At 68.2% G+C, this 22255-nt stretch carries 22 protein-coding genes; 15 read left to right on the top strand and 7 right to left on the bottom strand.

Translation table 11 applies throughout. From position 1 onward, the window contains the following. The first annotated feature begins 143 nt into the window (after positions 1-143). The gene (locus ACFXIV_RS23140) at positions 144-1172 is read left to right on the top strand and encodes a hypothetical protein (RefSeq protein WP_379395880.1); all 1029 of its coding nucleotides are present in this window, start codon (positions 144-146) and stop codon (positions 1170-1172) included. A gap of 15 nt (positions 1173-1187) precedes the next feature. Here ACFXIV_RS23140 and ACFXIV_RS23135 read toward each other — a convergent pair whose 3' ends face one another. After that, positions 1188-1895 carry a response regulator transcription factor gene (locus tag ACFXIV_RS23135; RefSeq protein WP_379395882.1) on the bottom strand — a complete coding sequence of 236 codons (708 nt, stop codon included), beginning with the start codon at positions 1893-1895 and terminating at the stop codon, positions 1188-1190. 83 nt (positions 1896-1978) lie between these two features. Beyond that, on the bottom strand, positions 1979-3604 hold the full coding sequence (locus tag ACFXIV_RS23130) for a sensor histidine kinase (RefSeq protein ID WP_379395884.1): 1626 nt from the start codon (positions 3602-3604) through the stop codon (positions 1979-1981). Positions 3605-3948: 344 nt separating this feature from the next. On the opposite strand from ACFXIV_RS23130, the gene ACFXIV_RS23125 reads away from it, so the two are divergent. After that, entirely contained in the window at positions 3949-6048 is a 2100-nt protein-coding gene (locus tag ACFXIV_RS23125) for a glycosyltransferase family 39 protein (RefSeq protein ID WP_379395886.1), read from the top strand. Positions 6049-6492: 444 nt separating this feature from the next. On the opposite strand, the gene ACFXIV_RS23120 is transcribed toward ACFXIV_RS23125, so the two are convergent. Further along, a complete protein-coding gene (locus tag ACFXIV_RS23120) occupies positions 6493-7392 on the bottom strand; it encodes an oxygenase MpaB family protein (RefSeq protein WP_379395888.1) in 900 nt (299 codons plus the stop codon). 495 nt (positions 7393-7887) lie between these two features. Here ACFXIV_RS23120 and ACFXIV_RS23115 point away from each other — a divergent pair, with 495 nt between their 5' ends. The 12 genes from ACFXIV_RS23115 to ACFXIV_RS23060 are packed head-to-tail and all read left to right on the top strand — an operon-like array spanning position 7888 to position 18924. Beyond that, the gene (locus tag ACFXIV_RS23115; RefSeq protein WP_354845474.1) at positions 7888-8112 is read left to right on the top strand and encodes a hypothetical protein; all 225 of its coding nucleotides are present in this window, start codon (positions 7888-7890) and stop codon (positions 8110-8112) included. Beyond that, positions 8113-8301 carry a hypothetical protein gene (locus ACFXIV_RS23110; protein ID WP_354845476.1) on the top strand — a complete coding sequence of 63 codons (189 nt, stop codon included), beginning with the start codon at positions 8113-8115 and terminating at the stop codon, positions 8299-8301. Beyond that, complete coding sequence (locus ACFXIV_RS23105; protein WP_379395890.1) at positions 8301-9170, top strand: MlaE family ABC transporter permease; 870 nt, start codon at positions 8301-8303, stop codon at positions 9168-9170. The genes ACFXIV_RS23110 and ACFXIV_RS23105 overlap by 1 nt, the downstream gene beginning before the upstream one ends. Position 9171: 1 nt before the next feature. After that, positions 9172-10035 (top strand): ABC transporter permease, encoded by an 864-nt coding sequence (locus ACFXIV_RS23100; RefSeq protein ID WP_379395892.1) that lies wholly within the window; start codon positions 9172-9174, stop codon positions 10033-10035. A gap of 8 nt (positions 10036-10043) precedes the next feature. Continuing rightward, positions 10044-11447, top strand: a complete 1404-nt coding sequence (locus ACFXIV_RS23095) for an MCE family protein (protein WP_379395894.1) — start codon at positions 10044-10046, stop codon at positions 11445-11447. Then, positions 11444-12466: an MCE family protein gene (locus tag ACFXIV_RS23090; protein WP_379395896.1), complete on the top strand. Its 1023-nt coding sequence runs from the start codon at positions 11444-11446 to the stop codon at positions 12464-12466. The genes ACFXIV_RS23095 and ACFXIV_RS23090 overlap by 4 nt, the downstream gene beginning before the upstream one ends. Next, positions 12463-13503 (top strand): MlaD family protein, encoded by a 1041-nt coding sequence (locus ACFXIV_RS23085; RefSeq protein ID WP_379395898.1) that lies wholly within the window; start codon positions 12463-12465, stop codon positions 13501-13503. The genes ACFXIV_RS23090 and ACFXIV_RS23085 overlap by 4 nt, the downstream gene beginning before the upstream one ends. Next, the gene (locus ACFXIV_RS23080) at positions 13503-14609 is read left to right on the top strand and encodes an MCE family protein (RefSeq protein ID WP_379395900.1); all 1107 of its coding nucleotides are present in this window, start codon (positions 13503-13505) and stop codon (positions 14607-14609) included. The genes ACFXIV_RS23085 and ACFXIV_RS23080 overlap by 1 nt, the downstream gene beginning before the upstream one ends. Then, positions 14606-15736 (top strand): MCE family protein, encoded by a 1131-nt coding sequence (locus ACFXIV_RS23075; RefSeq protein WP_379395902.1) that lies wholly within the window; start codon positions 14606-14608, stop codon positions 15734-15736. The genes ACFXIV_RS23080 and ACFXIV_RS23075 overlap by 4 nt, the downstream gene beginning before the upstream one ends. Continuing rightward, positions 15733-16908 (top strand): MCE family protein, encoded by a 1176-nt coding sequence (locus ACFXIV_RS23070; RefSeq protein ID WP_379395903.1) that lies wholly within the window; start codon positions 15733-15735, stop codon positions 16906-16908. The genes ACFXIV_RS23075 and ACFXIV_RS23070 overlap by 4 nt, the downstream gene beginning before the upstream one ends. Before the next feature lie 10 nt (positions 16909-16918). Next, the gene (locus ACFXIV_RS23065; protein ID WP_379395905.1) at positions 16919-17698 is read left to right on the top strand and encodes a hypothetical protein; all 780 of its coding nucleotides are present in this window, start codon (positions 16919-16921) and stop codon (positions 17696-17698) included. Continuing rightward, positions 17695-18924, top strand: a complete 1230-nt coding sequence (locus tag ACFXIV_RS23060) for a TetR/AcrR family transcriptional regulator (RefSeq protein WP_379395907.1) — start codon at positions 17695-17697, stop codon at positions 18922-18924. The genes ACFXIV_RS23065 and ACFXIV_RS23060 overlap by 4 nt, the downstream gene beginning before the upstream one ends. Positions 18925-18943: 19 nt before the next feature. On the opposite strand, the gene ACFXIV_RS23055 is transcribed toward ACFXIV_RS23060, so the two are convergent. Together ACFXIV_RS23055 and ACFXIV_RS23050 are read right to left on the bottom strand one after the other, a co-directional pair. Next, the gene (locus ACFXIV_RS23055; RefSeq protein ID WP_379395909.1) at positions 18944-19456 is read right to left on the bottom strand and encodes a DUF2231 domain-containing protein; all 513 of its coding nucleotides are present in this window, start codon (positions 19454-19456) and stop codon (positions 18944-18946) included. Between the two features lie 120 nt (positions 19457-19576). Then, positions 19577-20341 (bottom strand): sigma 54 modulation/S30EA ribosomal C-terminal domain-containing protein, encoded by a 765-nt coding sequence (locus ACFXIV_RS23050; RefSeq protein ID WP_379395910.1) that lies wholly within the window; start codon positions 20339-20341, stop codon positions 19577-19579. Positions 20342-20593: 252 nt separating this feature from the next. Here ACFXIV_RS23050 and ACFXIV_RS23045 point away from each other — a divergent pair, with 252 nt between their 5' ends. Further along, positions 20594-21553: an acyl-ACP desaturase gene (locus tag ACFXIV_RS23045; RefSeq protein WP_379395912.1), complete on the top strand. Its 960-nt coding sequence runs from the start codon at positions 20594-20596 to the stop codon at positions 21551-21553. A 9-nt stretch (positions 21554-21562) separates the two neighbouring features. Here the strand turns inward: ACFXIV_RS23045 and ACFXIV_RS23040 are convergent, their stop codons facing one another. Together ACFXIV_RS23040 and ACFXIV_RS23035 are read right to left on the bottom strand one after the other, a co-directional pair. Beyond that, on the bottom strand, positions 21563-21952 hold the full coding sequence (locus ACFXIV_RS23040) for a VOC family protein (RefSeq protein ID WP_379388251.1): 390 nt from the start codon (positions 21950-21952) through the stop codon (positions 21563-21565). Positions 21953-21957: 5 nt separating this feature from the next. Then, the gene (locus ACFXIV_RS23035; protein WP_379395913.1) at positions 21958-22236 is read right to left on the bottom strand and encodes an ArsR/SmtB family transcription factor; all 279 of its coding nucleotides are present in this window, start codon (positions 22234-22236) and stop codon (positions 21958-21960) included. Positions 22237-22255: the final 19 nt, after the last annotated feature.

Below are 22255 nucleotides of genomic sequence, written 5' to 3'. Positions count from 1 at the left end.
TGGCTGCGCGGCCGTCCACGGTCCCGGCGAAATTGGTTGCCGCTCTGCGGATCTTGCGAATCCGCGAATATCTGCCCGAAATGTCGGTTACGCTGAGCGCCGGAGGGATCCCGCCTCCACCCGAGTGAACCCAGGTGTTACCGATGAACGAACACGACTTGCGGCACCTGGAGATCCCGCTTCCGTTCCTGCCGCAGCGGCATTCGATGAGCGACCGAGCGCAGGAAAGAGTTCAGATCTGGGCACAGCGTTTCGGATTGCTCCAGGACGGGGCGGCGGCCCGCAAGTTCGAATCGCTCGGCTACGCGCGTTTTTCGGCGTATTGGTGCCCCACCTCGTCTTTCGCGGACATGCTCCTGGTCGCCGAATGGATCACCGTATTCTTCGTCTTCGACGATCTGCAGGATCTGGCCATCACCACGGGTCGGCTCGACGACTACGACCGCCTCCGGCACGCCGCACTGCAGGTGGTGCACGAGCGCGGGGTCGCGGGTCCGGTGCCACCCGTCATCGCAGCTCTGTCCAATCTCTGCACCCGCACCTTCCCGCGCAATTCCGAGGCCTGGGCGCGCCGATTCGCATTGAATCTGGAATTGTGGCTGGTCGGTCACGCGCGCGAGAATGCATTTCGTCAGGCGGGCAAGTCGCCGAGTCCGGAAGAATATCCGCGACTGCGCCGGGACGCGTGCACAGTATTGCCGACGGTAGATTTGGCGGAGGTGATCGAGCACACCGAAATTCCCGATGCCCTGTATTACGGTCCCGCGTATCAGGAGATAATCGCCACCACCGCCGATATCATGTGCCTGATCAATGATCTGCATTCGCTGGCAATCGAAACCGATTCCGAGGACACCATCAATCTAGTGACGACTCTGCAGCATCATCTGGGAATGGAACTGCCGCAGGCGGTCACGGAAGTCCGCCGTGCGATAGACGTCCGGATCGCCGACAATCAGGCCGCGGCCCAGGCAATTACGGCAGAAATGGATGCGCTGCGGCTGCCGCCGAGAATCCGCAATGGCGTCCGCCGCTGCATTCGCGACTGCCAGTCCGCCATAGCCGGAATGGAACTGTGGGATCGCACCGACACGGTGCGATTCACACCGGACACGGATCTGCGTGATGCCCGGAACATCGACTACGGCAACGGTTTCCTCGATCGGGTGTGATCGCCGGAGTCCGCGCTAGGGGGATTTGCGGAGGGTGTAGCCGACACCGCGCACGGTGTGGATGAGCGGCGGGTGGCCGGTGTCGATCTTGCGGCGCAGCTGGCTGACGAAGGTCTCCACCACCCGGTCGGCGCGGCCCTCCTCGGCCTGCCAGACGCGATCGAGGATCTGGCGCTTGCTCACCACCTTGCCCGCATTGAGCATCAGGTAGTGCAGCAGCTTGAATTCGGTGGCAGACAGCCAGATCTGTTCACCGGCGCGGAACACCAGGTGGGTGCCGGCGTCGAGTTCCAGGTCGGTGAAGCGCAGCCGGCCGGGTCCGTCCTCGTCGCCGGGCCGGGTCCGGCGCAGGATCGCGTGCAACCGCAGGACCACCTCTTCGAGGCTGAAGGGCTTGCTCACATAGTCGTCGCCGCCGGCGCTGAGTCCGGCGATGCGGTCCTCGACGGCGTCGCGGGCGGTCAGGAAGAGCACCGGCACATCGCTTCCGGCCGCACGCAGCCGCCGGGCGACGGTGAATCCGTCCAGGTCCGGCAGCATGACATCGAGGACCATGACATCGGGTCGCCGCCGGGTCGCCGCCTCCAGCGCGCCGCGCCCGGTGTCGGCCGAGCACACCTCGAACCCGCTCAGCCGCAGCGCGGAACAGAGCAGGTCCAGAATGTAGGGCTCATCGTCGACGACCAGCACGGTCGCCGCCCCCGCCGGGGCGCGATCGCTCACGCTCGCCACCCTATGCGCACCCGCGTCCCGCACCGATTCATACCGGTCATCCTGGTTGCGGCCACCACCGCTCCAGCTCGGCGTCAGCTGGGCGTTTCCTGTGAACCCCGGCCGGTGGCGCCGGGCGTGTCCGATATCGGGAACACGATCCGGAACGTCGTGCCGGAGCCCGCACCCGTGAGCAGCTGAATCCGTGCGCCGTGCGCGGTCAGCACGGCCGCGACGATCGCCAGGCCGAGGCCGGAACCACCGGCGCGCGAACGGGATTCGTCCACCCGGTAGAAGCGGTCGAACACGTGCTCGGCCTTCTCCAGCGGGATGCCGGGCCCGGTGTCCGACACCTCGGCGATCACGGCTGCAGCGCCCGCGGGCAGTTCCGCCCCGGCCGCCGCGACCACCCCGGTGCCGCGCGGCTCGACACCGGCCGTCCCGGTCCGGGGCAACTCCGCCCGGCCGCCCGCGGTCTCGGCGGGCACCACGCCCCACCGGATCCGGACATCGATCTCCGCCGCGGCAGGGGTGTGCACGAACGCGTTGCCGACCAGGTTGGTCAGCACCTGACGGAGCCGGTGCTCGTCGCCGACGAGGTGGACGGGTTCGCCCGGAAGATGAAGCCGCACAACGCGTTCCGGCTTCCGTACCCGCGCGTCCCGCACCACCTCGTCGGCGACGGTGGACAGATTCACGTCGGTCAGATCCAGCGGGCGCTGTTCGTCGAGCCGCGCGAGTAGCAGCAGATCGTCGACGAGCACCGCCATGCGCGCGGCCTCGTGCTCGATGCGCCGCATCATGGTGGCGACCTGGGCCGGGTCCGCGCCGCCCCCCATTCGGTACAGCTCGGCGTAGCCGCGGATCGAGGTCAGCGGAGTGCGCAGTTCGTGCGAGGCGTCGGCGACGAAGAGTCGCATGCGCGACTCGGATTCCTCGAGCCGCCGCATGGTGGTGGACAATCGCTCGAGCATCACATTGAAGGCGGTCCCCAGGCGCCCGACCTCGGTATGGGTGTCCGCGTGTTCGACTCGGCGATCCAGATCACCGGCCGCGATGGCCTCCGCGGTGTGCTCGATCCGCGACAGCGGCCGCAATCCGACGCGCACCAGCCAGGCTGCCACGACGCCCAGCACCAGGATGAGTCCCGCGCCCGCGATCAGTTCGATGGTCCGCAGTTCGCGGGCCGTCGCGTAATAGCCGTCCAGCGGCATGACGACCGCCGCCGTCCCGCCGTCCGGCTGGTCTTCGTTGGGCGGTTGCGCGACTGTGCGCACCCGCCACGGTGTCCCGTGCGCGTCGTCGACCTCGAAAATCTTGCTCCCGCGCGCCCCGACCGCAGACCTGTCCATCGCGGGCAGGGCCAGATCGTTCGCGCCGACCCCGATCTGCCCGACCGGCTGCCCCGCGCTGTCGAAGAACTGGATCTGGAACGTCGACGGCAATCCCTGCACCGTCGAGGTTGGCCGCGGCGGCGGCGGAGGCGGATGGCTCTGGGCGGCCATATCCACCGCCACCGAATTCAACTGCCCATCGATCCGCGCCAGTTCCGACCGCCCCAGCGCCGCCACGCTCAGCACCCCGAACGCCGTCAGCCCCACCACCGCGATCGCCACGACCGCCACCAGCAGCCGCGTCCGCAGAGTCCACCGCCGCAGACCCCGCGCCCGCCGCGCCGCGCCACCCCTTCCGGTCGCCGCGCGGGCCGGTAGATCACTCACGCCACCCACCTAAACACAGCCCCGCCCCTCCCCCGCGGATCCCCGCACCACCACGCCGATCCGCCCATCCCGCATCCTCCGGCTCCCTGACCACCCCGAACTCCTTCCACCGCCCCGCAACCGCCGAACCGCCCCGACCGTATCCGCCCAACCTCTGGCCAACTCGAGAACCACCGCTCCGCCTGCGGCCAGGACTCGGGGCACAGCGGAGGCGCAGGGTGCTCACGCGGCATTGCCAGCTGGTTCCCAGGTTCGCGCCACATTCCCCCGAGGGCAGTCGATCAGGATCGGCTTCGAGAACCGCGCCGGAGCAACGCCATCGCGGTGAATGAAGGGACGTGGAGATGACATCGACGACGCAGCGGCCGGGGGTGGCCGGGGCGCACCGGCTGACCGAGCACAGCGGATCGGATCGTGAGAACTGGTTCGGGCGAGCGTTTTTCGGGCCTCCGGAGCAACCGCGGTGGGCGCGGCCAGGTCTGCTCGGTCTGCTGGCCGTGACCGCGGTGCTGTATCTGTGGGACCTCACGAACTCGGGGTGGGCCAACGAGTACTACTCGGCGGCCGCGCAGGCCGGGTCGCAGAGTCGGAAGGCGTTGCTGTTCGGGTCGTTCGACGCGGGCAATGCCATCACCGTGGACAAGCCGCCGGCGGCGCTGTGGGTGCTGGGGTTGTCCGGCAGACTGCTCGGCTTCTCCCAGTGGTCGGTCCTGGTGCCGCAGGCGCTGATGGGTGTCGCCTCGACCGGGCTGCTGGTCGCGACCGTACGCCGGCTCAGCGGGCCGGGCGCGGGGCTGGTGGCCGGGGCGATCGCCGCGCTGACCCCGGTGGCCGTGCTGATCTTCCGATTCAACAATCCGGACGCGCTGTTGGTCCTGCTGCTGGTCGCGGCTGCCTACTGCACGGTCCGCGCGATCACGGCCACCGGGGACCGTCTGCTCTCCGCGCCGACGCTCTGGCTGGTATCGGCCGGTGTCGCTGTCGGTTTCGGCTTCCTCACCAAGATGATGCAGGCGTTCCTCATCCTGCCCGGACTCGCCCTGGCGTATCTGATCGCGGCCAACGCGCCACTGCGCCAGCGGATCTGGAGCCTGATCCTGGCCGGCGTCGCCGTGGTCGTCTCGGCGGGCTGGTACATCGCACTGGTGGAGCTGTGGCCGGCGGATTCGCGGCCGTATATCGGCGGTTCCACCACCAACAGCCTCTGGCAGCTGGCGGTCGACTACAACGGCCTGGGCCGTATCTTCGGCGGCCACGGCAACCCGGGCTCCGGCGGCGGGGGCGGGGGCGAGACCGAGCTACCCGAAGGCCTGCACGGCTTCCCCGGTTTCAGTGGGTCACCCGGCATCACCCGGGTCTTCAATTCCCAGATGGGCAGCGAGATCTCGTGGCTGCTGCCCGCCGCGCTCATCGGACTAATCGCCGGACTCTGGCTGACCCGCCGCGCCCCGCGCACGGACCGCACGCGGGCGGCCTTCGTCGTGTGGGGCGGCTGGCTCGTGGTCACCGGCCTGACCTTCTCCTACATGAGCGGCACCGTGCACCCCTACTACACCGTCGCCCTGGCCCCGGCCATCGGCGCGCTGGTTGCCCTGTCGGTGCGTGAATTGTGGTCCCGTGCAGCGCATCCCGCCGCGCGGCTGACCCTCGTGACCATGGCCGTCGTGACCGGCGCCTGGTCATTCGCCCTGCTGGACCGGACGCCCGCCTGGCTGCCGTGGCTGCGCTGGGCGGTCCTGGCCGGCTCGATCCTGGTCGCCATCGGCTTGATCGCGGTCTCACGACAGTCCCGCCGCTTCGCAGTCGCCCTCGCGACCGCAGGCCTGCTGTTCGGGCTCGGCGGTACGGGAGCCTGGGCCGTCGCCACCGCGGGCCAGTCCCACAGCGGCGGCAATCCGAACTCCGGACCCACCAGTCAGGCGTTCGGAGCGATGCCTTCGGGCAACCCCGGCAGCAGTCCAGAATCGGGCGGCGATACCCCCGGCCGGCAACCGGGCGGTGCGTCCGGCTCGCAGCCGGAGGGCACGTCCGACCAACGGCCCGAGGGATTTTCGAGCGACGGCGGCACGCCGACCTCGCCGGGCGGTCGTGGCCCGGGTGCCGACTTCTCGAACAATGCCGAACTTGTCACCCTGCTCGAGCACACTGAGAGTCGCTGGTCCGCCGCTACCGTGGGCGCGGGCTCCGCAGGTACGCTCGCCCTGCAATCCGGCCGGTCGGTCATGGCCATCGGTGGCTTCACCGGCGGCGACAGCTCTCCCACGCTCGAGCAGTTCCAGCACTATGTGTCAGCCGGTCAGGTCCGGTACTTCCTGGCGGGCTTCGGCATGGGCGGTTCGAACTCTTCGTCCGCCCAGATCACCGAGTGGGTGAAGTCCCACTTCGCCACCGTCACCGTGGGCGGAACCACCGTCTACGACCTGTCCCAGCCAGTGAGTGCGTGAGCTACGAACGGCTGCGCCGGCCCCGTCCGGGGCCGGCGATCGAGCTCTAATTCGCCTCGGCCGCCAACAATCTCGTCGCCGCGGCCCGCACCCTCGAGGAGATCCGCCTCGACGTACCCGACCCGCACGGCGTGCGGGTCGGGTCTCCGCCTTCGCGCGGGTCAGCCACCAGCTGCCGAACAGCTGGTGTGCCTGCTGGACGCCGAACGCTTCGAGATGCCCGATCGCACCGAGCTCTACCGGGTGGCCAGCGCCCTCGACTACGCGGTGGACCGCCTGGAATCGGTGGGCCGCATGATCGAGATCCACGGCCTCACCGGCTTTCCGGACGAGGTCATCGCCGACGTCGTCTGGCTTTTGGCTATCTCGGCCCGCACCATGCAGGGCGTGATCGACCGCTGGACCCAGCCACAGGGGGTGCAATCGAACCGATCGGACCGGCGGTCAGATCAGCGCCTTGTGCCGGTGTATGCGCCGGCGCACGTCGGCCATCATGGTGCGGGTACCCATGGTGCGCAGGAACTTCGGGATGAAGCGGTTGACGAAGCCGACGAACAGGAACAGGTGCTCGAAGCGGCGTTGGTCGGCGGCCGTCCACTCCACACCGAGTTGCTCGCGGAAGTACGGCGGCAGGTAGCCGACGGTCAGGAAGCGCAGCAGTCCACCGAAGACGATCCGGAGATACCAGTGGATCATGCGGAGGTGCAGTAGGTCCTCGATGAAGCGGCGGATCTTGTCGTCGGCGGCCACCTGACGGCACGCCTCGACCCAGTATTCGTCGAACTCGGCGCGGGTCCCCGGCCACATCTCCTCGGTCACCTGCAGTGTGGTGCCCAGCGGCGCGGCGGTGGAGTAGAACGCCTCCGCCTGTTCGGGACTCATCCGGCCGTTGAGCAGCTGGTAGGAGTCCTCGAACCCGATGTAGAGGCAGGCCGCGACCCACATCTGCAGGTCGCGGTCGAAGGCGTTGTACTTCACCGCGGCACCGGGTTCCGACTTCACCTGGCGGTGCGCCACATTGACCGCCTCCCGGAAGGCGATCTTCTCCTCGGGCGTGCCCAGGATGGCCACCGCCAGATAGGAGGCCGTGGTGCGCAACCGCTTCCAGGGATGCACCATGAGCGCGCCGGATTTCACCCTGCTGTCGGCCACCCCGTGGCCGACGCCGGGTCGCGCCATCTGCATGGCGACATTCGCTGCGGCCCCCGAGAACTGCCAGAAGTCCATCGCGTCTTCGAGTTTCGGCGGCCGCTTGGTGTCCGGGCGGTGCACGCCCGGGATGTGGATGCGCGTCTGCTCCAGGGTCAGGGTCGCCGCGCCCCCGGTCGCCGGTGCGGAAGCCACCGAGATCCGCCGGACCCGGGGTCTGCCCCGGTCCCCTGTCGGATCCGGATTCGACTGTGCCTCATCATCATTCCAGCCGGACGGCTGCGCTGCCCCGGTCGTCATATTGGTTCCCTCTCTCCGTGGCGGTCACGGCGTACCCGACCCCTGCCTGCATCGGACACTCCTCGTCGAACCTGCGCCGAGCACCCCGGCACGGCTGCTATGTTACTGATTATTCTCGTTCTCGGGCAGTCGATTGACGCAGGAATCCCAAATAACTTAGAACCTCGTCCACAGCAGTAATGAGCTGATACCTGCGTTACTACAGAGCATATTGACCGAAGAAGATCATCGGAACCGCTTCCACTTTCGAGAATAGTTAGTAACATACGCTGCTGCGGGCAGCTCTCGCGAAGCGGCCCGGGGCGCACCGGCGGCGGGGACAGCGCGGCACCGGCAATGAGGCACGCACCGCGCCCGGGGTCGACAGGGAAGTGGAAGGACATACGCGACATGCTGAAACGATTGGATCGGCTACTCAGCTACGAGATGAAGGTGTCGGAGTTCCTGGGGACCCTCATCATTCTCGGCATCCCCTACGGGCTGGTCGGGGTGATCTGGACCCTGACCCACACCTCGCATCTGAAGCAGCTGCACGGCATCGACGTGATCATCTCGTTCCTGGGATCCATCGTGTGCTGGCCCGTGCTCACCTTCTCGAACGTGTGCATGACGTAGATGATGGCCCTGGTCTGGCTCATCGACATCCTGGTGATCGGCATCAAGATCCTCGGTGGGCGTATGGAAGTCAATCCCGTGCTGCGTTTCGGGCTGTGGGTGGCCGTGCTGTGCACCGTGGCCGCGGGCCTCTCGGTGGCCGGGTATCTACTGGTCCTGCTGCAGCGCTACCTCGAGGACATGGCCTGATGACGACACTCGAAAAGCCGTCCGCCGCAGCGGATGCCGAACCCACCGAGCTCGAGCGGATCGGTGAGAGCGTGCGCGGTCTGTGGCGGCGGCATCCGCAGCGTTCGCTGGAAACCCTTGGGCGACAGGTCGATCTGGGCCGCGACGCGCTGCGGCAGCTGGTGGTGTCGATCCTGCGCCGGCGGTTCCCGTATCAGGAGTTCATCAAACAGTGTGCGTTCATGACCAGCGTGTCGGCCGCGCCGACGGTGCTGGTGGCCATTCCGATCTCGGTGGTGGTGTCGATTCAGCTGGGCGCGCTGGTCAACCAGGTCGGCGCAACCACGTTCATCGGCGCGGTGGCCGGGCTCGGCATCATCCGCCAAGGCGCACCGCTGGTCACCTCGCTGATGATCGCGGGCGCGGTCGGGTCGGCCATCACCGCCGACCTGGGCTCGCGGACCATTCGCGAGGAGATCGACGCCATGATGGTCATGGGCGTGGACCCGGTCCGGCGGCTGGTCGCGCCGCGCATCGCGGCCGCGGTGCTGGTGAGCATGCTGCTGTGCGGGTTCATCGTCTTCGTCGGCTTCGCCACCGCCTACATGTTCAACGTCTACGCCCAGTCCGGGACGCCGGGCTCGTTCATCGGCTCGTTCGCGTCCTTCGCGGTGGCCGATGATCTGGTCATCGCGGTGCTGAAGGCGGCCGTCTTCGGCCTGCTGACCGCCGTGATCGCCTGCGATATCGGCCTGCACGCACACGGCGGCCCCGGCGGGGTGGCCAATGCGGTGAACTCGGCGGTGGTGAGCTCGGCGCTCATGCTGTTCGCCACCAATATCGTGCTCACCCAGCTCTACAACACGCTGCTGCCGTCGAAGGTGGTGTGAGGTGGGCACGACCTACACTCCCCCGGCGCTCAAACCCGTGCGGATGGCCACGAATATGGTGTCCGTTCCGGTGCGGGCCAATCAGCGCCTCGGCCATCAGGTCATCACCTTCTTCCAGGCCCTGCTCGCGATTCCGTTCGCGCTCAGGCACTATCGCCAGGAGGTGCTGCGCCTGACCGCGGACATCGGCTGGGGCAACGGCTCCCTGGTGGTGGGCGGCGGCACCATCGGCGTGGTGGTGGCGCTGTGCGGCTTCGGCGGCATCACCGTCGGCATGGAGTCGTTCACGGCGTTGAACCTGCTCACCATGTCGCCGCTCACCGGCGCCATCTCCGGTTTCGCCACCACCCGCGAGATCGCGCCGGTCATCGCCACCCTGGCGTTCGCCATTCAGGCCGGGTGCCGGTTCACCGCGCAGCTGGGCGCCATGCGCATCTCCGAGGAGATCGACGCGCTGGAATCCCTTGCCATCCGGCCGCTTCCGTATCTGATCAGCACCCGCATGGTCGCCTCCACGCTGACCATCGTCCCGCTCTACAGCGTGGGCCTGGCGGTGGCGTACCTGGCGACCAAGCTGTCGGTGCTGTTCCTGGGCGGCACCACCGCCGGCACCTACGACCACTACTTCTTCCAGTTCCTGCTGGGACCGGACGTGTTCTGGTCGCTGCTCAAGGTCATGGTCTTCGTGATGATCTCGACGTTCATCCAGTGCTACTACGGCTTCGTCGCCACCGGCGGGCCGGAAGGCGTCGGGGTGGCGGCCGGGCAGGCCATCAAGATGGTCATCGTCGTCATGGTCTTCGTCAATCTCTTTCTGACCCTTGCGATCTGGGGTATCGACCCCGGCTTCCGCATCTCGGGATAGGTGTTTCGATGATTCTCGATCCCAGCGGGCGGGGCCCCACGGCCCGGCAGCTCACGCTGGCCGGACTCGCCCTGATCGCCACCGTATCGCTGCTGCTGTATCTGCTGGCGATGCGCTACAACGGCCGCTTCGAGGCCAAGGTGGCGGTCACCGCCGAACTCACCAGCACCGGCGACGGGCTGCCCGACCACGCCGACGTGAAATTCCGCGGCATGGTCGTCGGCCGCGTCGAGGAGGTGTCGGTGGTGGCCAAGGGTGAGCGGCAGCGGGCCGCGCTGGCGCTGAAACCGCAAGTGGCGGGCACGATTCCGGCGACCGTGGCGGCGCGGGTCATTCCCGACAACCTGTTCGGGGTGACCGCCGTCGAACTGGTCGACACCACGCCCACCGGGGACACCCTGCGGGCGGGCGCGACCATTCCCGAGGACACCAGCAGCGCGACCGTGCAGCTGCAGACCACGCTCAATGTGCTGCGCACGGTGCTGACCAATATTCAGCCGGAGAAGCTGGGCCGCGTGCTGTCCACGCTGTCCGCGGCGCTGGATCCGTCGGCGCGCGTGCCCGGTTCCACCGTGGAGCGGCTCGATCACTGGATCACCGAGGTGCGCGGCATCGAGGGCATCGGGGATCTGCTGGGCAATCTCGGTCGCGCGGCCACCGCCCTGAGCGAGTCGGCCCCGGATCTGGTGGGGACACTGGCGAAGTCGGTGACCACCGCGCGCACCCTCACCGAGCAGCGCGCGGCGCTCATGGACCTGCTCACCAGCGGCGGCACCGCCGTGGACACGGTGAACGGGCTCTTCGCCCGCAATCCCGACTCCGGCAAGTTCCTGGTATCGGGCCTCGACCAGCTGTTCGGCAGCCTGGCCCAGGACCCGCAGGCGATTCCGACCGCCATCGCCAATCTCAATACGGCGCTGCAGCGTCTGCAGGGCACCTTCACCTTCGGCCCGAAGAAGCAGATGGTCTGGCGGATGGACGTGACCTTCACGCCGTTCCAGCAGTACACCGCGGCGGACTGCCCGCACTACGGTGACCTCGCCGGGCCCCGCTGCGGCGGTGCGACCGTGCCGGAAACCGCTCCCGCACAGGAGTTTCCGCAGCAGCTCATGCCCAAGCGACTCGAGGCCGCGGGGCCCGTGCCCGTCGAGACCACCCAGCCGGCGGCACCCGGCCTGCCCGCGATCCCGGGCCTGCCCGCGATTCCCGGTCTACCGGCGATCCCGGGGCTCACCGCACCGGCCGCGGCCACCGAGACGAATCCGGCTGCGGCCCAGCCCGCCGGGCTGCGCGGCACCGACGCCATCGCCGCCCTCGTCGGCGGAAGGCCCAATGCCGCACAGGTCCTGCTGCTCACACCCATTCTGGCCGGTGGATCCCTGGTTCCCGCCGAGACCGGAGGCGCCTCGTGAAATCCGGAAAAGCCCTGGCGGGATTCAGCCTTTTCGCCGTGGTGGCGATCGTGCTGACCTATACCATGTGGTCCACGCTGCAGCGCTCGGTGCCCGGCCGCACACACGACTACTCCGCCGTGTTCTCCGATGTCCTCGGGCTGCGGATCGGCGATGACATCCGCATGGCGGGGGTGCGCGTCGGCCGGGTCGACAAGATCGAGTTCACCGACGGCTACCGCGCCCGGGTCGGCTTCCGCATCGAGGACGACCAGCATCCGACCACCACGACCAAGGCGCTGGTGCGGTACCAGAACCTCATCGGGCAGCGCTATATCGCGCTGATGCCCGGCAAGGACGCCGGTGAGCCGATGGCGCCGGGCGGACAGATCCCGATCGAGCGCACCGAACCCTCCTTCGACGTCTCCTCGCTGCTGTCCGGTTTCGAGCCGCTGTTCAGCGTGCTGCAACCGGATCAGGTGAATTCGCTGTCGGAGACCCTGATTCAGGCCCTGCAGGGCAATGGCGTCTCGCTGAGCGCGCTGGTGACCCAGTCCGCACAGCTGGCCAGTACCTTCGGCCAGCGCGACGAGATTCTCGGACAGGTGGTCGGCAATCTCAGCAGCGTCATCTCCGGGCTGGCCCACCGCAGCAACGAGCTGGAAACGCTGATCACCCAGGCGCGGGCACTCACCGAGGCGCTGTACACGCAGGGCTCCACGCTGAAGTCGTCGGTGGAACGCGTTGCGACGGCGACGAATTCGCTGGTGAACGTGCTCGCCCAGGTGAAGCCCGGCGCGGCCGGGGCCCAGACCGACGCCTCCGCCGGTGTCGCCCTGCTGCTGCTCAACGGCGCCTCACTGGACAAGGCGGCCGTCGAACTGCCCGACATGCTCAATGGCGTCGCGCGTTTCAGCAGCTACGGCGCATACGGCAATGCCTACCTGTGCAGTCTCGACGTCTCGCTGTGGGGCGTGCTGCTCCCGCCCGGTCTGTTCGATCAGATCGGCGGCCAATCCCATTCGGAGGTGTGCCGATGAGGAGGCCACGCGTTCCGGCGCTGCGCCGGCCCTCGATCCGCTATCCCGGCTTCCTGCGCAACCGCTATCTGCGGCTGGGTCTGCTCGCCTCGGCGTTCGTGGTGCTGCTGCTGGTCGGCTCCACCCTGATCGAGCAGGCGCAGCTGGGCGACAAGACGATTCACGCCGAGTTCGCCCAGGCCGCCGGGTTGCGGCCGGGCGCGACCGTGGACGTGTCGGGCATCGAGGTCGGTCAGGTCAGCGCGGTCGAGCTCGACAACGGCAAGGTGCTGGTGGACATGCGGGTGCACCGCGACATCCAGCTCGGCGACGACGCACGCGCGGCCATCAAGATGTCGACGATCCTGGGCAGGTTGCACGTGGATCTGACGCCCGGCGCCGGCCGGGCCCTGCCCGGCGACCGGATCAAGCTCGACCACACCTCGGTGCCCTACAACCTGGGCAAGGTCATCCAGGATCCGCAGTACAAGAACAGCTTCGAGCGTGTCGAGAAGCTGGATCCGCAGAAGCTGCGGCAGGCGCTGGATCTGGTGGATCAGCAGATGGGCAATTCCCCCGAGCTGACCGTGCAGGCACTCGACAGTGTGGGCGCACTGGCGAAGGTGATCAATGACCGCCGCGACGAGGTGGACACCCTCCTGAAGAGCATGGACACCGTCTCGCAGCTGACCGCAGACAACCAGAACAGCGTGCTGTTGCTGCTCACCCGCGGGGAGGCCATCGGCAGCGCGGTGCAGCAGCGCCAGACGCTGCTGAAGCAGCTGCTGGACAATGTGGCGTCGCTGTCGAAGCTGTTGCAGCAGATGGGGTTGGAGAACAACAACCAGCTCGGCCCGCTCATCACCGACCTGAACACCATGTCGGAGGGCCTGGAGAAGAACAAGGGCAACCTCGACCGGCTGTACCAGATCATGCCGGTGACCTTGCGGCAGTTCAACAATGTGCTCGGCGACGGCCCGTACGGAAATGTGTACGCGCCGTGGCTGTTCCCGGACAACTGGCTGTGCTTCGCGCAGGCCGTGCAGGGGTGCAAGTGATGACACTTCGCGGACGAATGAAGCTGGCCGCGGCCTGCGGCGCGCTCCTGCTCGCCTCGGCGTGCGGCATGCTGCCCGATTCGGTGTTCTCGCTGTCGAAGGAGTATCTCGGCGGGCAGATGAAGGTCACCGCGGACTTCGAGAACGTGGCGGGCCTGTACGCGGGCAATGACGTTGCGGTGCTCGGGGTTCCGGTCGGGACCGTCGAAACCGTCACGCCCAAGGGCAGCTACGTCCAGGTCACCATGTCGCTGGACCGGGATGTCAAGATTCCCGCCGACGCCATTGCGGCACTGGTGAATCCGCAGCTGATCACGAATCGTCACGTGGAGCTGGCCCCGGCCTACACCGGCGACGGCCCCACCCTGACCGATGGCGCCTACATTCCGTTGCAGCGCACCCGGGTTCCGGTCGAACTGGATCGCATCCTCGCGACCTTCTCCCAGCTCGGCGAGGCGCTGAAGGGCGACAACACCACCGGCCCGATGGCCAGCCGGGTGCTGTTCCCGCTGCTCAACGGCAATGGCGACAAGCTGCGCGAGACCCTCGACCAGCTGTCCTCGGCCTTCGAGGTGACCTTCGCCAACAAGGACCAGATCTCCGACACCATCATCGAACTCAATGACATCACCCAGGTCATCGCCGCCAACGATCAGACGGTGCGGGACTTCAGCGGGCGGCTCACCGAGCTGGTGAACCTCATGGGCGACCAGGCCCCCGGCATCGACGCGGTGCTGCGGCAGCTCGACGACTTCGTCACCAATACCTCGACCCTGGTGGGGCAGAACAGGGGTCAGCTGGCCGGGGCGCTCACCCGCTTCGTGGCCATCACCGATCAGATGCGCGCCAATGCCCGCGGCCTCACCGAGATCGTGGACGTCGGGCCGCTGCTGTTCCAGAACATCGCCAAGGCCACCAGCAAGGAGGATCAGGCACTGCGGTTGCACGGCCTGCTCGACAAGTCGCTGCTCGACGGCGAGATCCTGTCGACCTTCTGCGAGCGCATCCAGATGCGGCTCGATGGCTGCCGCACCGGCAAGGTCCAGGACTTCGGCCCCGACTTCGGCCTCACCGCCGCACTACTGGGAATCGCGAACCTGAAATGAGACTACGCACAACAGCTCTCGGCGGACTGCTCACCGCCGCCACCCTGCTCGCCGCCACCGGGTGCGCGGTCACGGTGGACACGCTCCCCATGCCCAAGCCCGGCCTGGGCGCGCCCGGGTACACGATTCACGCGGCCTTCGCCGATGCGCTGAATCTGCCCGACCACGCGCACGTCAAGATCGGCGGCACCGATATCGGCGTGGTCACCAGGATCAAGAGCACGAACTTCATCGCCGACGTGCAGATGCTCATCCGCGACGACATCCGGCTCCCGAAGGGCACCACGGTCGAGCTGCGGCAGGCGACCCCGCTCGGTGACATGTTCGTGGCCATGACGCTGCCCTCCGCGCAGGAGGCCGGGGATCCGGTGCGCGACGGCGACACCATCGGCACCGATCACACCGCGGCGGGCGCGTCGGTGGAGCAGCTCATGATGTCGATCTCGCTGCTGCTCAACGGCGGCGGCATCAATCAGGCCGCCAAGATCACCGGCGAGATGAACTCCATGTTCGCGGGCCGGGCGCCGGAGCTGTCCCATCTGATCACCGAGATGACCGCCGCCATCGGCGCGCTCAATGCCCGCACCGGGGATATCGACCAGGTGCTGGGCGGGATGAACTCGCTCTCGCGCGAATTGGCCCGGCGCAAGGCGCAACTCGGCGCCGCCGCCGACACCTTCCCCGCGCTGATCGCCCTGCTGACCGAGAACAATCAGCAGATCGTGGACCTGCTGTCGAAGGTGGCCACCACCACCGACGCGCTCGGCGACTTCGCCGATACCAGCGGCAGGGATTTCGTGAGCCTGTTCAACAGCATTCAGGCGCTCATGTCCGGATTCGCGCAGAGCGATCAGCTGACCGGGGCGCTGGACGGGCTGCACACCATCTACCCGTCGCTCACGGCCAGCCTGCGCGGACCCGCGCTGGCGGTCGCGGCGACCGTGTCGTATCTGAGCGTCGGCGCACTCACCGACCCCAGCGGCAGCCGCTGGCCCGAACTCGGCGACGCCGGGCAGTTCGTCGGCAGCCTGGCGCAGGTGCTGGAGAAGGTGTTCGGCCGGCTCACCAGCCCACCCGGGCAGCTGGACGCGCAGCCCGGCCCGGCGCAGCAGGGAAGGGATCGATGAATCCGCCACTGTGGCAGTGGGTGGTGCGGCATCGCATCGCCCTCGCGAACATCGGGCTCGGCGTCGTGCTGGTGCTCGGGTCGGGCTATATCGGCGGATATGTGCTGCGGTTCAACCCGATTCCGCATACCTACAAGGTGACCGTCGAGCTGGCTTCCTCGGGCGGGCTGCTGCCCGGCAATGACGTCACCTTCCGGGGCAGCCGGATCGGCAAGGTCACCGACGTGCACGTCGCCGGGGACGGTGTGGCCGCGGTCGCCGAGATCGACGACAGCGCACAGCTTCCCATCGGCGGCACCGTCGCGGTCGGGCGACTCTCGGCGGCCGGCGAGCAGTACCTGGATTTCCGGCCCGACTCCGACACCGGGCCCTATCTGCACGACGGCTCGCTGGTCGAGCGGGCGCGCACCAGCGTGCCGATGCCGATCCAGTCGGTGTTCACCAATCTCAGCGATCTGATCGGCGGCATGAACCCGGACCGGCTCGACGTCATCATCGACGAGCTCGACAAGGCGCTGACCGGCGGCCCGGATCGGCTGCGCAACATGATCTCCGGCATCAGCCGGGCCATGAACGGGCTCGACGACCTGCTCCCCCAGACCCGCCAGCTCATCGAGAACCTCGAGGTCATCGCGGGCACCACCCAGCACGCCCAGCCCGACCTGGGCACGCTGACCAGGGCGGGCAGCGTGCTGTTCGACCAGTTCGCCTCCGCCGACCAGGAATTGCGCACACTGCTCCAGCAGGGGCCGGGACAGCTGGCCACCCTCAGCGGGTTCATCACCCAGACCCAGGACCCGATCACCAATCTGGTGACCAACTTCGTGGCCGTCACCAAGGCCGCCAAGCTGCGCGCTCCGGCCATCGCCGCGCTGTTCCCCGCCCTGCGGGTGGGCACCGAGGCACTCGGGATCCCCGCGCACGACGGCGCGTACAACACCCTGGTCGACCCCTGGCCCCGGCCGAGTTGCGACTACGACACCATCCCGGTGGTGCCGACCGATGTCCAGGCCGATACCCGGGTCCGGCTCTACAACTACTGCGTCACCTCGAATCCGGCACTACAGATCCGCGGCTCGGCCGACGCGCCACGGCCCGACGTGCCCGACAACGGGGTGACCAAGCCGCCGGGGACCACCGGCAACGAAATGTCCCAGCCCGTCCCCCGATAGGAGACTTCCCATGAGCGAGAACATGATTCAGCACGATACGGCTGCGGAAGCCGACCGGGCGAGCGCCGAGAAGGTCGAAATGAGCACCGACGCCGCGCAAACGAGCGCTGCGACCATCGAACCGGATACCGAGACCGTCAGCGATGCTGCGGACAAGGCCACCGTAGAAGCAGAGCAGGCCGGGCCTGCGGACACCGAGGCGGCGCAGGAGCCCGCCAGCGCTCCGAAAGCCGCTGCGCGCGTGAAGAAGTCGCGGCTGCCGCGAGTATCCGTACCCGCGCTGGGCAAGCGCGGCCGCATCGTGGCCCGGGCCGCCGTCGTGCTCGCGCTCGCGGGGTCGATCGGCTCGAGCATCGTCTTCCACCAGCAGGACGCGCACCACCGCGATCTGCTCACCGCCCAGGAGCAGGCCCGGGCCGCGGCCTGCAAGTACGCGCCGCTGCTGGCCACCTACGACGCCAAGAATCTCGACGCCTACTTCTCCGGTGTCCTCGACGGCGCGACCGGTGACTGGCGCAAGCAATTCGATTCCACCAGCAAGGATCTGCGGGACGTGCTCACCCAGGGCCAGGTGGTGTCCAAGGCCACCGACGTGCAGTGCGCGGTCCGCACTGCCGACCGCGATTCCGCCGAGGCCATCGTGGTGATCGGGCAGACCATCACCAGCCTCGGCACCCAGGGCAAGCCCGCGCCCGGGCAGCTGTCCATGGTCATGCGGCTGGAGCGGTCCGGCGACCGGTGGCTGGTGAACAAGGTGAATTCGCCGCTGGCACAACAGCCGCAGTCGTGAACCGCGCCACCACGCCCGCCTCCGACCCGGGAGCGCGGGCGGTGCGGCGACGCCCCAAGAACCGGCGGGCCCAGATCGCCGCGGTGTCCGCGGCCGAGTTCGCCGCACTCGGGTATCACCGGGTGAGCATGGAGGATATCGCGGCCCGGCTCGGGATCACCTCCACGGCGCTGTACCGGCACTACCCGAGCAAGTACGCACTGTTCGCGAGCGAACTGCTGCGGCTGGGCGCACTGACCGTGGCCGCGGTGCGCCTGCCTCCGGAGGCCGGGGCCTGGCCCGCCCGGCGGCGGCTCGGGCACGCCATCGACGGGATCATCGCGGGCACCATCGCCAACCGGACCACGGTCGGGCTGGCGCGCTGGGAGTTCCGCTACCTCGACGACGCCGACAAGCGCACGGTGGACGGGCATTTCGCGACTGCTCTCACCGCGCTCGCCGGTCTGATGGGTGAGGTGCGGCCCGAACTGTCCGATCACGAGCGGCGGGTCCGGGCGGTGGGCGTGTTCAGCACCGCGAGCGGCCTGGGCGATCACCGCATCACCCTCGGCGCGAAAGCCACGGCCGCCCTGCTGAATTCGGCCTGCTGGGCGCTGGTCGAGGCCGATCTGCCCGCGTCCGGACTCCCGGCGGCCGCGCCGCGCGCGGTGGAGGTGCCGCCGATACTCAAGCACGAACTGCTGCTGCATCGGGCGATCCGGCTGTTCTACGAGCGCGGCTACCCGAATGTCAGCGTCGAGGATATCGCCACCGCTGCGGGCCTGCCCTCGCCCTCGGCGGTGTACCGCTACTACCGCGGCAAGAGCGACCTGCTCAATGCCGCGTTCCGCCGGGCCGCCGACCGCATGTCGGCGGTCATCGGCCCGACCCTGGCCGAATCCTCCGGTCCCGCCGACGCTCTGGCCAAACTCGTCGACATGTACGTGGCAGGAGCGTTCGACGAACGCGAACTGATCTTCGTCTACTTCGCCGAATTCGGCCACGTCCCCGACGACGAACGCGCGACACTGCGGGTCGTGCAACGCCTGGTCGTCGCCGAGTGGGCGACCCTGCTGGCCCGGGTCCGCCCCGAGCTCAGTCCCGCCGAGGGGCAGATCCTCGTGCACGCCGCCCTCGGGCTGGTCGTCGACTACGGCCGCGTCTTCGGCGACGACGAGCGAATCTACCCGCGCCAGTGGGTGATCCGCCTCATGGAGTCCGTCCTCTTCGGCCGCGTCGCCTCCTGACATGCCGGGCCACCGGGGATCACCTGGCCTGGGAGGCGGTTCGATCGTGCCAGGCGGCCTTCGCCCCGCTGTCCCCGATGCGATAGACCTGCACGACCGATCCGACGGACACGGCGAGGGCAGCCACCGCGACCATGGCCGCGATCGCCCGGCGACCGGAGACAGCGTCGACCCGCGGCACCCGCCGCCGCAGGAGGTCCCGCGCGCGCTCACTGTGCATCGCCCACCACACGGTGGCGAAAACGAACGTCGCCGCCGACCAGACGAGCAGATCGTCACCGAGGTGAGTGTGGACGCGCAACAGCGGATCTCGCGGCGTGTGGTGTTCGAGCCATTCACCGGAGTGGGTGGTCAGCGGCACGGACACCAGAGTGAGGAAGGCGACCACCGGCAACAGCACGCCGATCCGGCGCCGCGCCGAGGGCCACAGCACCGCGGCCACGACGAGTAATGCGGTCACCGGCACCAGCACGACCACAGCGTGAACGAACAGAACGTGGGCCGGCAGCCCATTGATGGTCGTGGGTCCCATGATGATCCGCACTCTCCTGTCGTGACGTCGGCGGTAAGCCTACGAGGCCGTACTCGAGGTTTAGCGGAACATCGCTGAGAGGACGCTGTGATCGAAGGCCCGACCCGGTGCGGGCCGCCGCTACGAGACCGGCAGAGCGGACGTCGCGATCACAAGGCCGAGGTCGCCGTCGTAGCGGCGGTAGAGCAGGCGGCCGCGGCCATCCTCGGCGTCGGTGAAGAAGAGGAAGGGCAGGCCGTAGCCGCACAGGCGGCGGGCGGCGGCCGACTCGGTGAGGATGCGGGTCGGGTGGGGGTTCATGGTCAGCGGGAGATGCTCGAAATCGCGAGGCGGGCATGCCCGGCGCTGGCGGGCCATCCGGACGCCCAGGGGCCCGGCCCAATACACGATGGCCTCCTCGCCGGTGTCGAGGTCGGTGAAGAGGTGGGCGTCGTAGTCCAGGGCGTCCATGGTCGCGACGGCGGCCGCCGGGTCGCACCGGTGTGGCACGCAGTGCTTGCGGCGGACGATGGGGCGTTCCGCGCCGACGGTGACCAGTGGCGCGCGGGCCGGGTCGGGCGCCCAGCGCGGGGGTGCTTGCGCCAGTTGGCGATTCAACGCGCGGTCGAGGCGTTCGGCGGCGAAGCGGACGACGAGAGTGCGGGGGCCGTCGATCTGGCAGCGCACCGGATTCCCGGCGACGCACAGGTTGACCTGTGCGACCGACGTGCGGTCGACGCGGGCATCGTGGGTGAGCCGCAGGCGCGCGCTGCCGGCCAGGCCGTGGCGGCGCAGCACCTCCGTGAGCTCAGCGCGAGCCCGGTCCATCTCCTGCGCGGAGGCCGTGCCGTCCACTCCCACCTCGACGAACGATTCCGGCATGGTGGCGACCTCGTCCGCGTACACGCTGCACGACCTCCTGGTGGTGATCGACCCTGATGTCGACGCGTCCATGTCAGCACCGGGCACCGCGGTGCAAACAGGGCCGAAGGTCCCGGGATCAGGTGGCGAGGCGCACCTTTCGGTGGGTCCCGGATTCCAAGATCGAAGTCCCGGTCCGGTCGGGACTTTCGGCTCTGTCGCGCTCGGTCGCGGCCCGGAACGGTGGGCGGTGGCCGCATGGCCTCCATTCATCGGACAGGAAGGCGGACAGGACTCGTGGCGCGTGAGCTGACGCAGCGGGAGATTCTCGTGGAACTGGAGCCGGTCGCCGGGCAGGCGCTGGACCGGCATCTGTCGGTGTTCAAGGATTGGCATCCGCACGATTACGTGCCCTGGGACGACGGTCGAAATTTCGCGCAGCTCGGTGGAATCGATTGGGATCCGGACCAATCCGGGCTCTCCGAGGTGGCGAAGGCCGCGCTCGTCACCAATCTGCTCACCGAGGACAATCTGCCCTCCTATCACCGCGAGATCGCCGAGAACTTCTCCCGCGACGGGGCGTGGGGTACGTGGGTGGGCCGCTGGACCGCGGAGGAGAACCGGCACAGCGTGGTCCTGCGCGACTATCTGGTGGTCACCCGCGGCGTCGATCCGGTTGCGCTGGAGAACGACCGGATGACCCATATGACCAATGGTTTCGCCGCACCCGTCGATCCGGGCACCGCGGCCGCGCACGCCGGTTTCCTCTACTCGGTGGCCTATGTCAGCTTCCAGGAGCTGGCCACCCGGATCAGCCACCGCAATACCGCCGAGGTCTGCGCGGACCCGGTCGCCGACCGCATCATGCAGCGGCTGGCGCTGGACGAGAACCTGCACATGATCTTCTATCGCACCCTGTGCGGCGCGGCCCTGGACCTCGTGCCCGACCAGGCCATGGCGGCCATCGACCTGATCGTCGAGAACTTCCGCATGCCCGGCACCGGCATGCCCAACTTCCGCCGCCACGGCGTCCTCATGGCCAAGCACGGGATCTACGATCTGCGCCAGCACTACGAGGACGTGCTGATGCCGGTGCTGCGGCACTGGAATGTCTTCGGCCGCACCGACTTCGGGCCCCAGGGTGAACAGGCGCGGGAGCGGCTGGCGCGTTACCTCGACAATCTCCACCAGGTGCAGATTCCGCGTTTCGAGGAGCAGCGCGACCGCTCCCTCGCCCGTGAGCGCGCCCGCGTCTGAGCGGACGCGTCAGGCCGGGGTGACGATCTGGATCAGATTCCCGCAAGTGTCGTCGAATACGGCGGTGGTGACGGGTCCCGCCTCCAGCGGCTGCTGCGTGAACGTCACCCCGAGACCGCTCAGCCGCTCGAATTCGGCCCGCACATCCGTCACCTGGAACGAGGCGGCCGGAATGCCGTCATCGACGAGCGCGTCCTTATACGGCTTGACCGCAGGATGCTCATCCGGTTCGAGCAGCAATTCCGCGCCCTCCGGGTCCTCCGGCGACACCACCGTCAGCCAGCGGGCCCCCGGGCCCAGCGGCACATCATGCTTCTTGGTGAAGCCCAGTACCCCGGTGTAGAAGTCGAGCGCCTTCTGCTGGTCGTCCACGAACACGCTGGTGATGTAAATCCGCACGGCCCTTACCCTTTCCTGTGCACCGGCCACCGTTCCTGAATGACGGCCAGCGGAGTCGTATCGAGGTGGTGGAACTTGTACCTGCCCTGCTTCCGCGTCTCGACCAGCCCGGCCTCCTCCAGCACGGCCAAATGCTGCGACACGGCCTGCCGCGTCAAACTCAGCTGATGCCGCCCACTGAGCCGAGCACAAATCTCGAACAGCGTCTGCCCGTCCCGCTCGGCCAATTCATCGAGAATGATCCGCCGCGTGGGATCGGCGAGGGCCTTGAAAATATCGCCCACCACCCGACCATAGGCAAGT

Origin of the sequence: Nocardia sp. NPDC059236 (assembly GCF_042754085.1) — a bacterium.
In the GTDB taxonomy this organism is placed as follows: Bacteria; Actinomycetota; Actinomycetes; order Mycobacteriales; family Mycobacteriaceae; genus Nocardia.
Note: the sequence above shows the minus strand (reverse complement) of the source record. Positions and strands in the feature narration are given on the sequence as shown.

Bases quoted from the DNA above. Each gene is read 5' to 3' on its own strand.
- ACFXIV_RS23140 (WP_379395880.1), top strand. From the start codon at position 144: ATGAACGAACACGACTTGCGGCACCTGGAGATCCCGCTTCCGTTCCTG.
- ACFXIV_RS23125 (WP_379395886.1), top strand. From the start codon at position 3,949: ATGACATCGACGACGCAGCGGCCGGGGGTGGCCGGGGCGCACCGGCTG.
- ACFXIV_RS23115 (WP_354845474.1), top strand. From the start codon at position 7,888: ATGCTGAAACGATTGGATCGGCTACTCAGCTACGAGATGAAGGTGTCG.
- ACFXIV_RS23110 (WP_354845476.1), top strand. From the start codon at position 8,113: ATGATGGCCCTGGTCTGGCTCATCGACATCCTGGTGATCGGCATCAAG.
- ACFXIV_RS23105 (WP_379395890.1), top strand. From the start codon at position 8,301: ATGACGACACTCGAAAAGCCGTCCGCCGCAGCGGATGCCGAACCCACC.
- ACFXIV_RS23095 (WP_379395894.1), top strand. From the start codon at position 10,044: ATGATTCTCGATCCCAGCGGGCGGGGCCCCACGGCCCGGCAGCTCACG.
- ACFXIV_RS23085 (WP_379395898.1), top strand. From the start codon at position 12,463: ATGAGGAGGCCACGCGTTCCGGCGCTGCGCCGGCCCTCGATCCGCTAT.
- ACFXIV_RS23080 (WP_379395900.1), top strand. From the start codon at position 13,503: ATGACACTTCGCGGACGAATGAAGCTGGCCGCGGCCTGCGGCGCGCTC.
- ACFXIV_RS23075 (WP_379395902.1), top strand. From the start codon at position 14,606: ATGAGACTACGCACAACAGCTCTCGGCGGACTGCTCACCGCCGCCACC.
- ACFXIV_RS23070 (WP_379395903.1), top strand. From the start codon at position 15,733: ATGAATCCGCCACTGTGGCAGTGGGTGGTGCGGCATCGCATCGCCCTC.
- ACFXIV_RS23065 (WP_379395905.1), top strand. From the start codon at position 16,919: ATGAGCGAGAACATGATTCAGCACGATACGGCTGCGGAAGCCGACCGG.
- ACFXIV_RS23055 (WP_379395909.1), bottom strand. From the start codon at position 19,456: ATGGGACCCACGACCATCAATGGGCTGCCGGCCCACGTTCTGTTCGTT.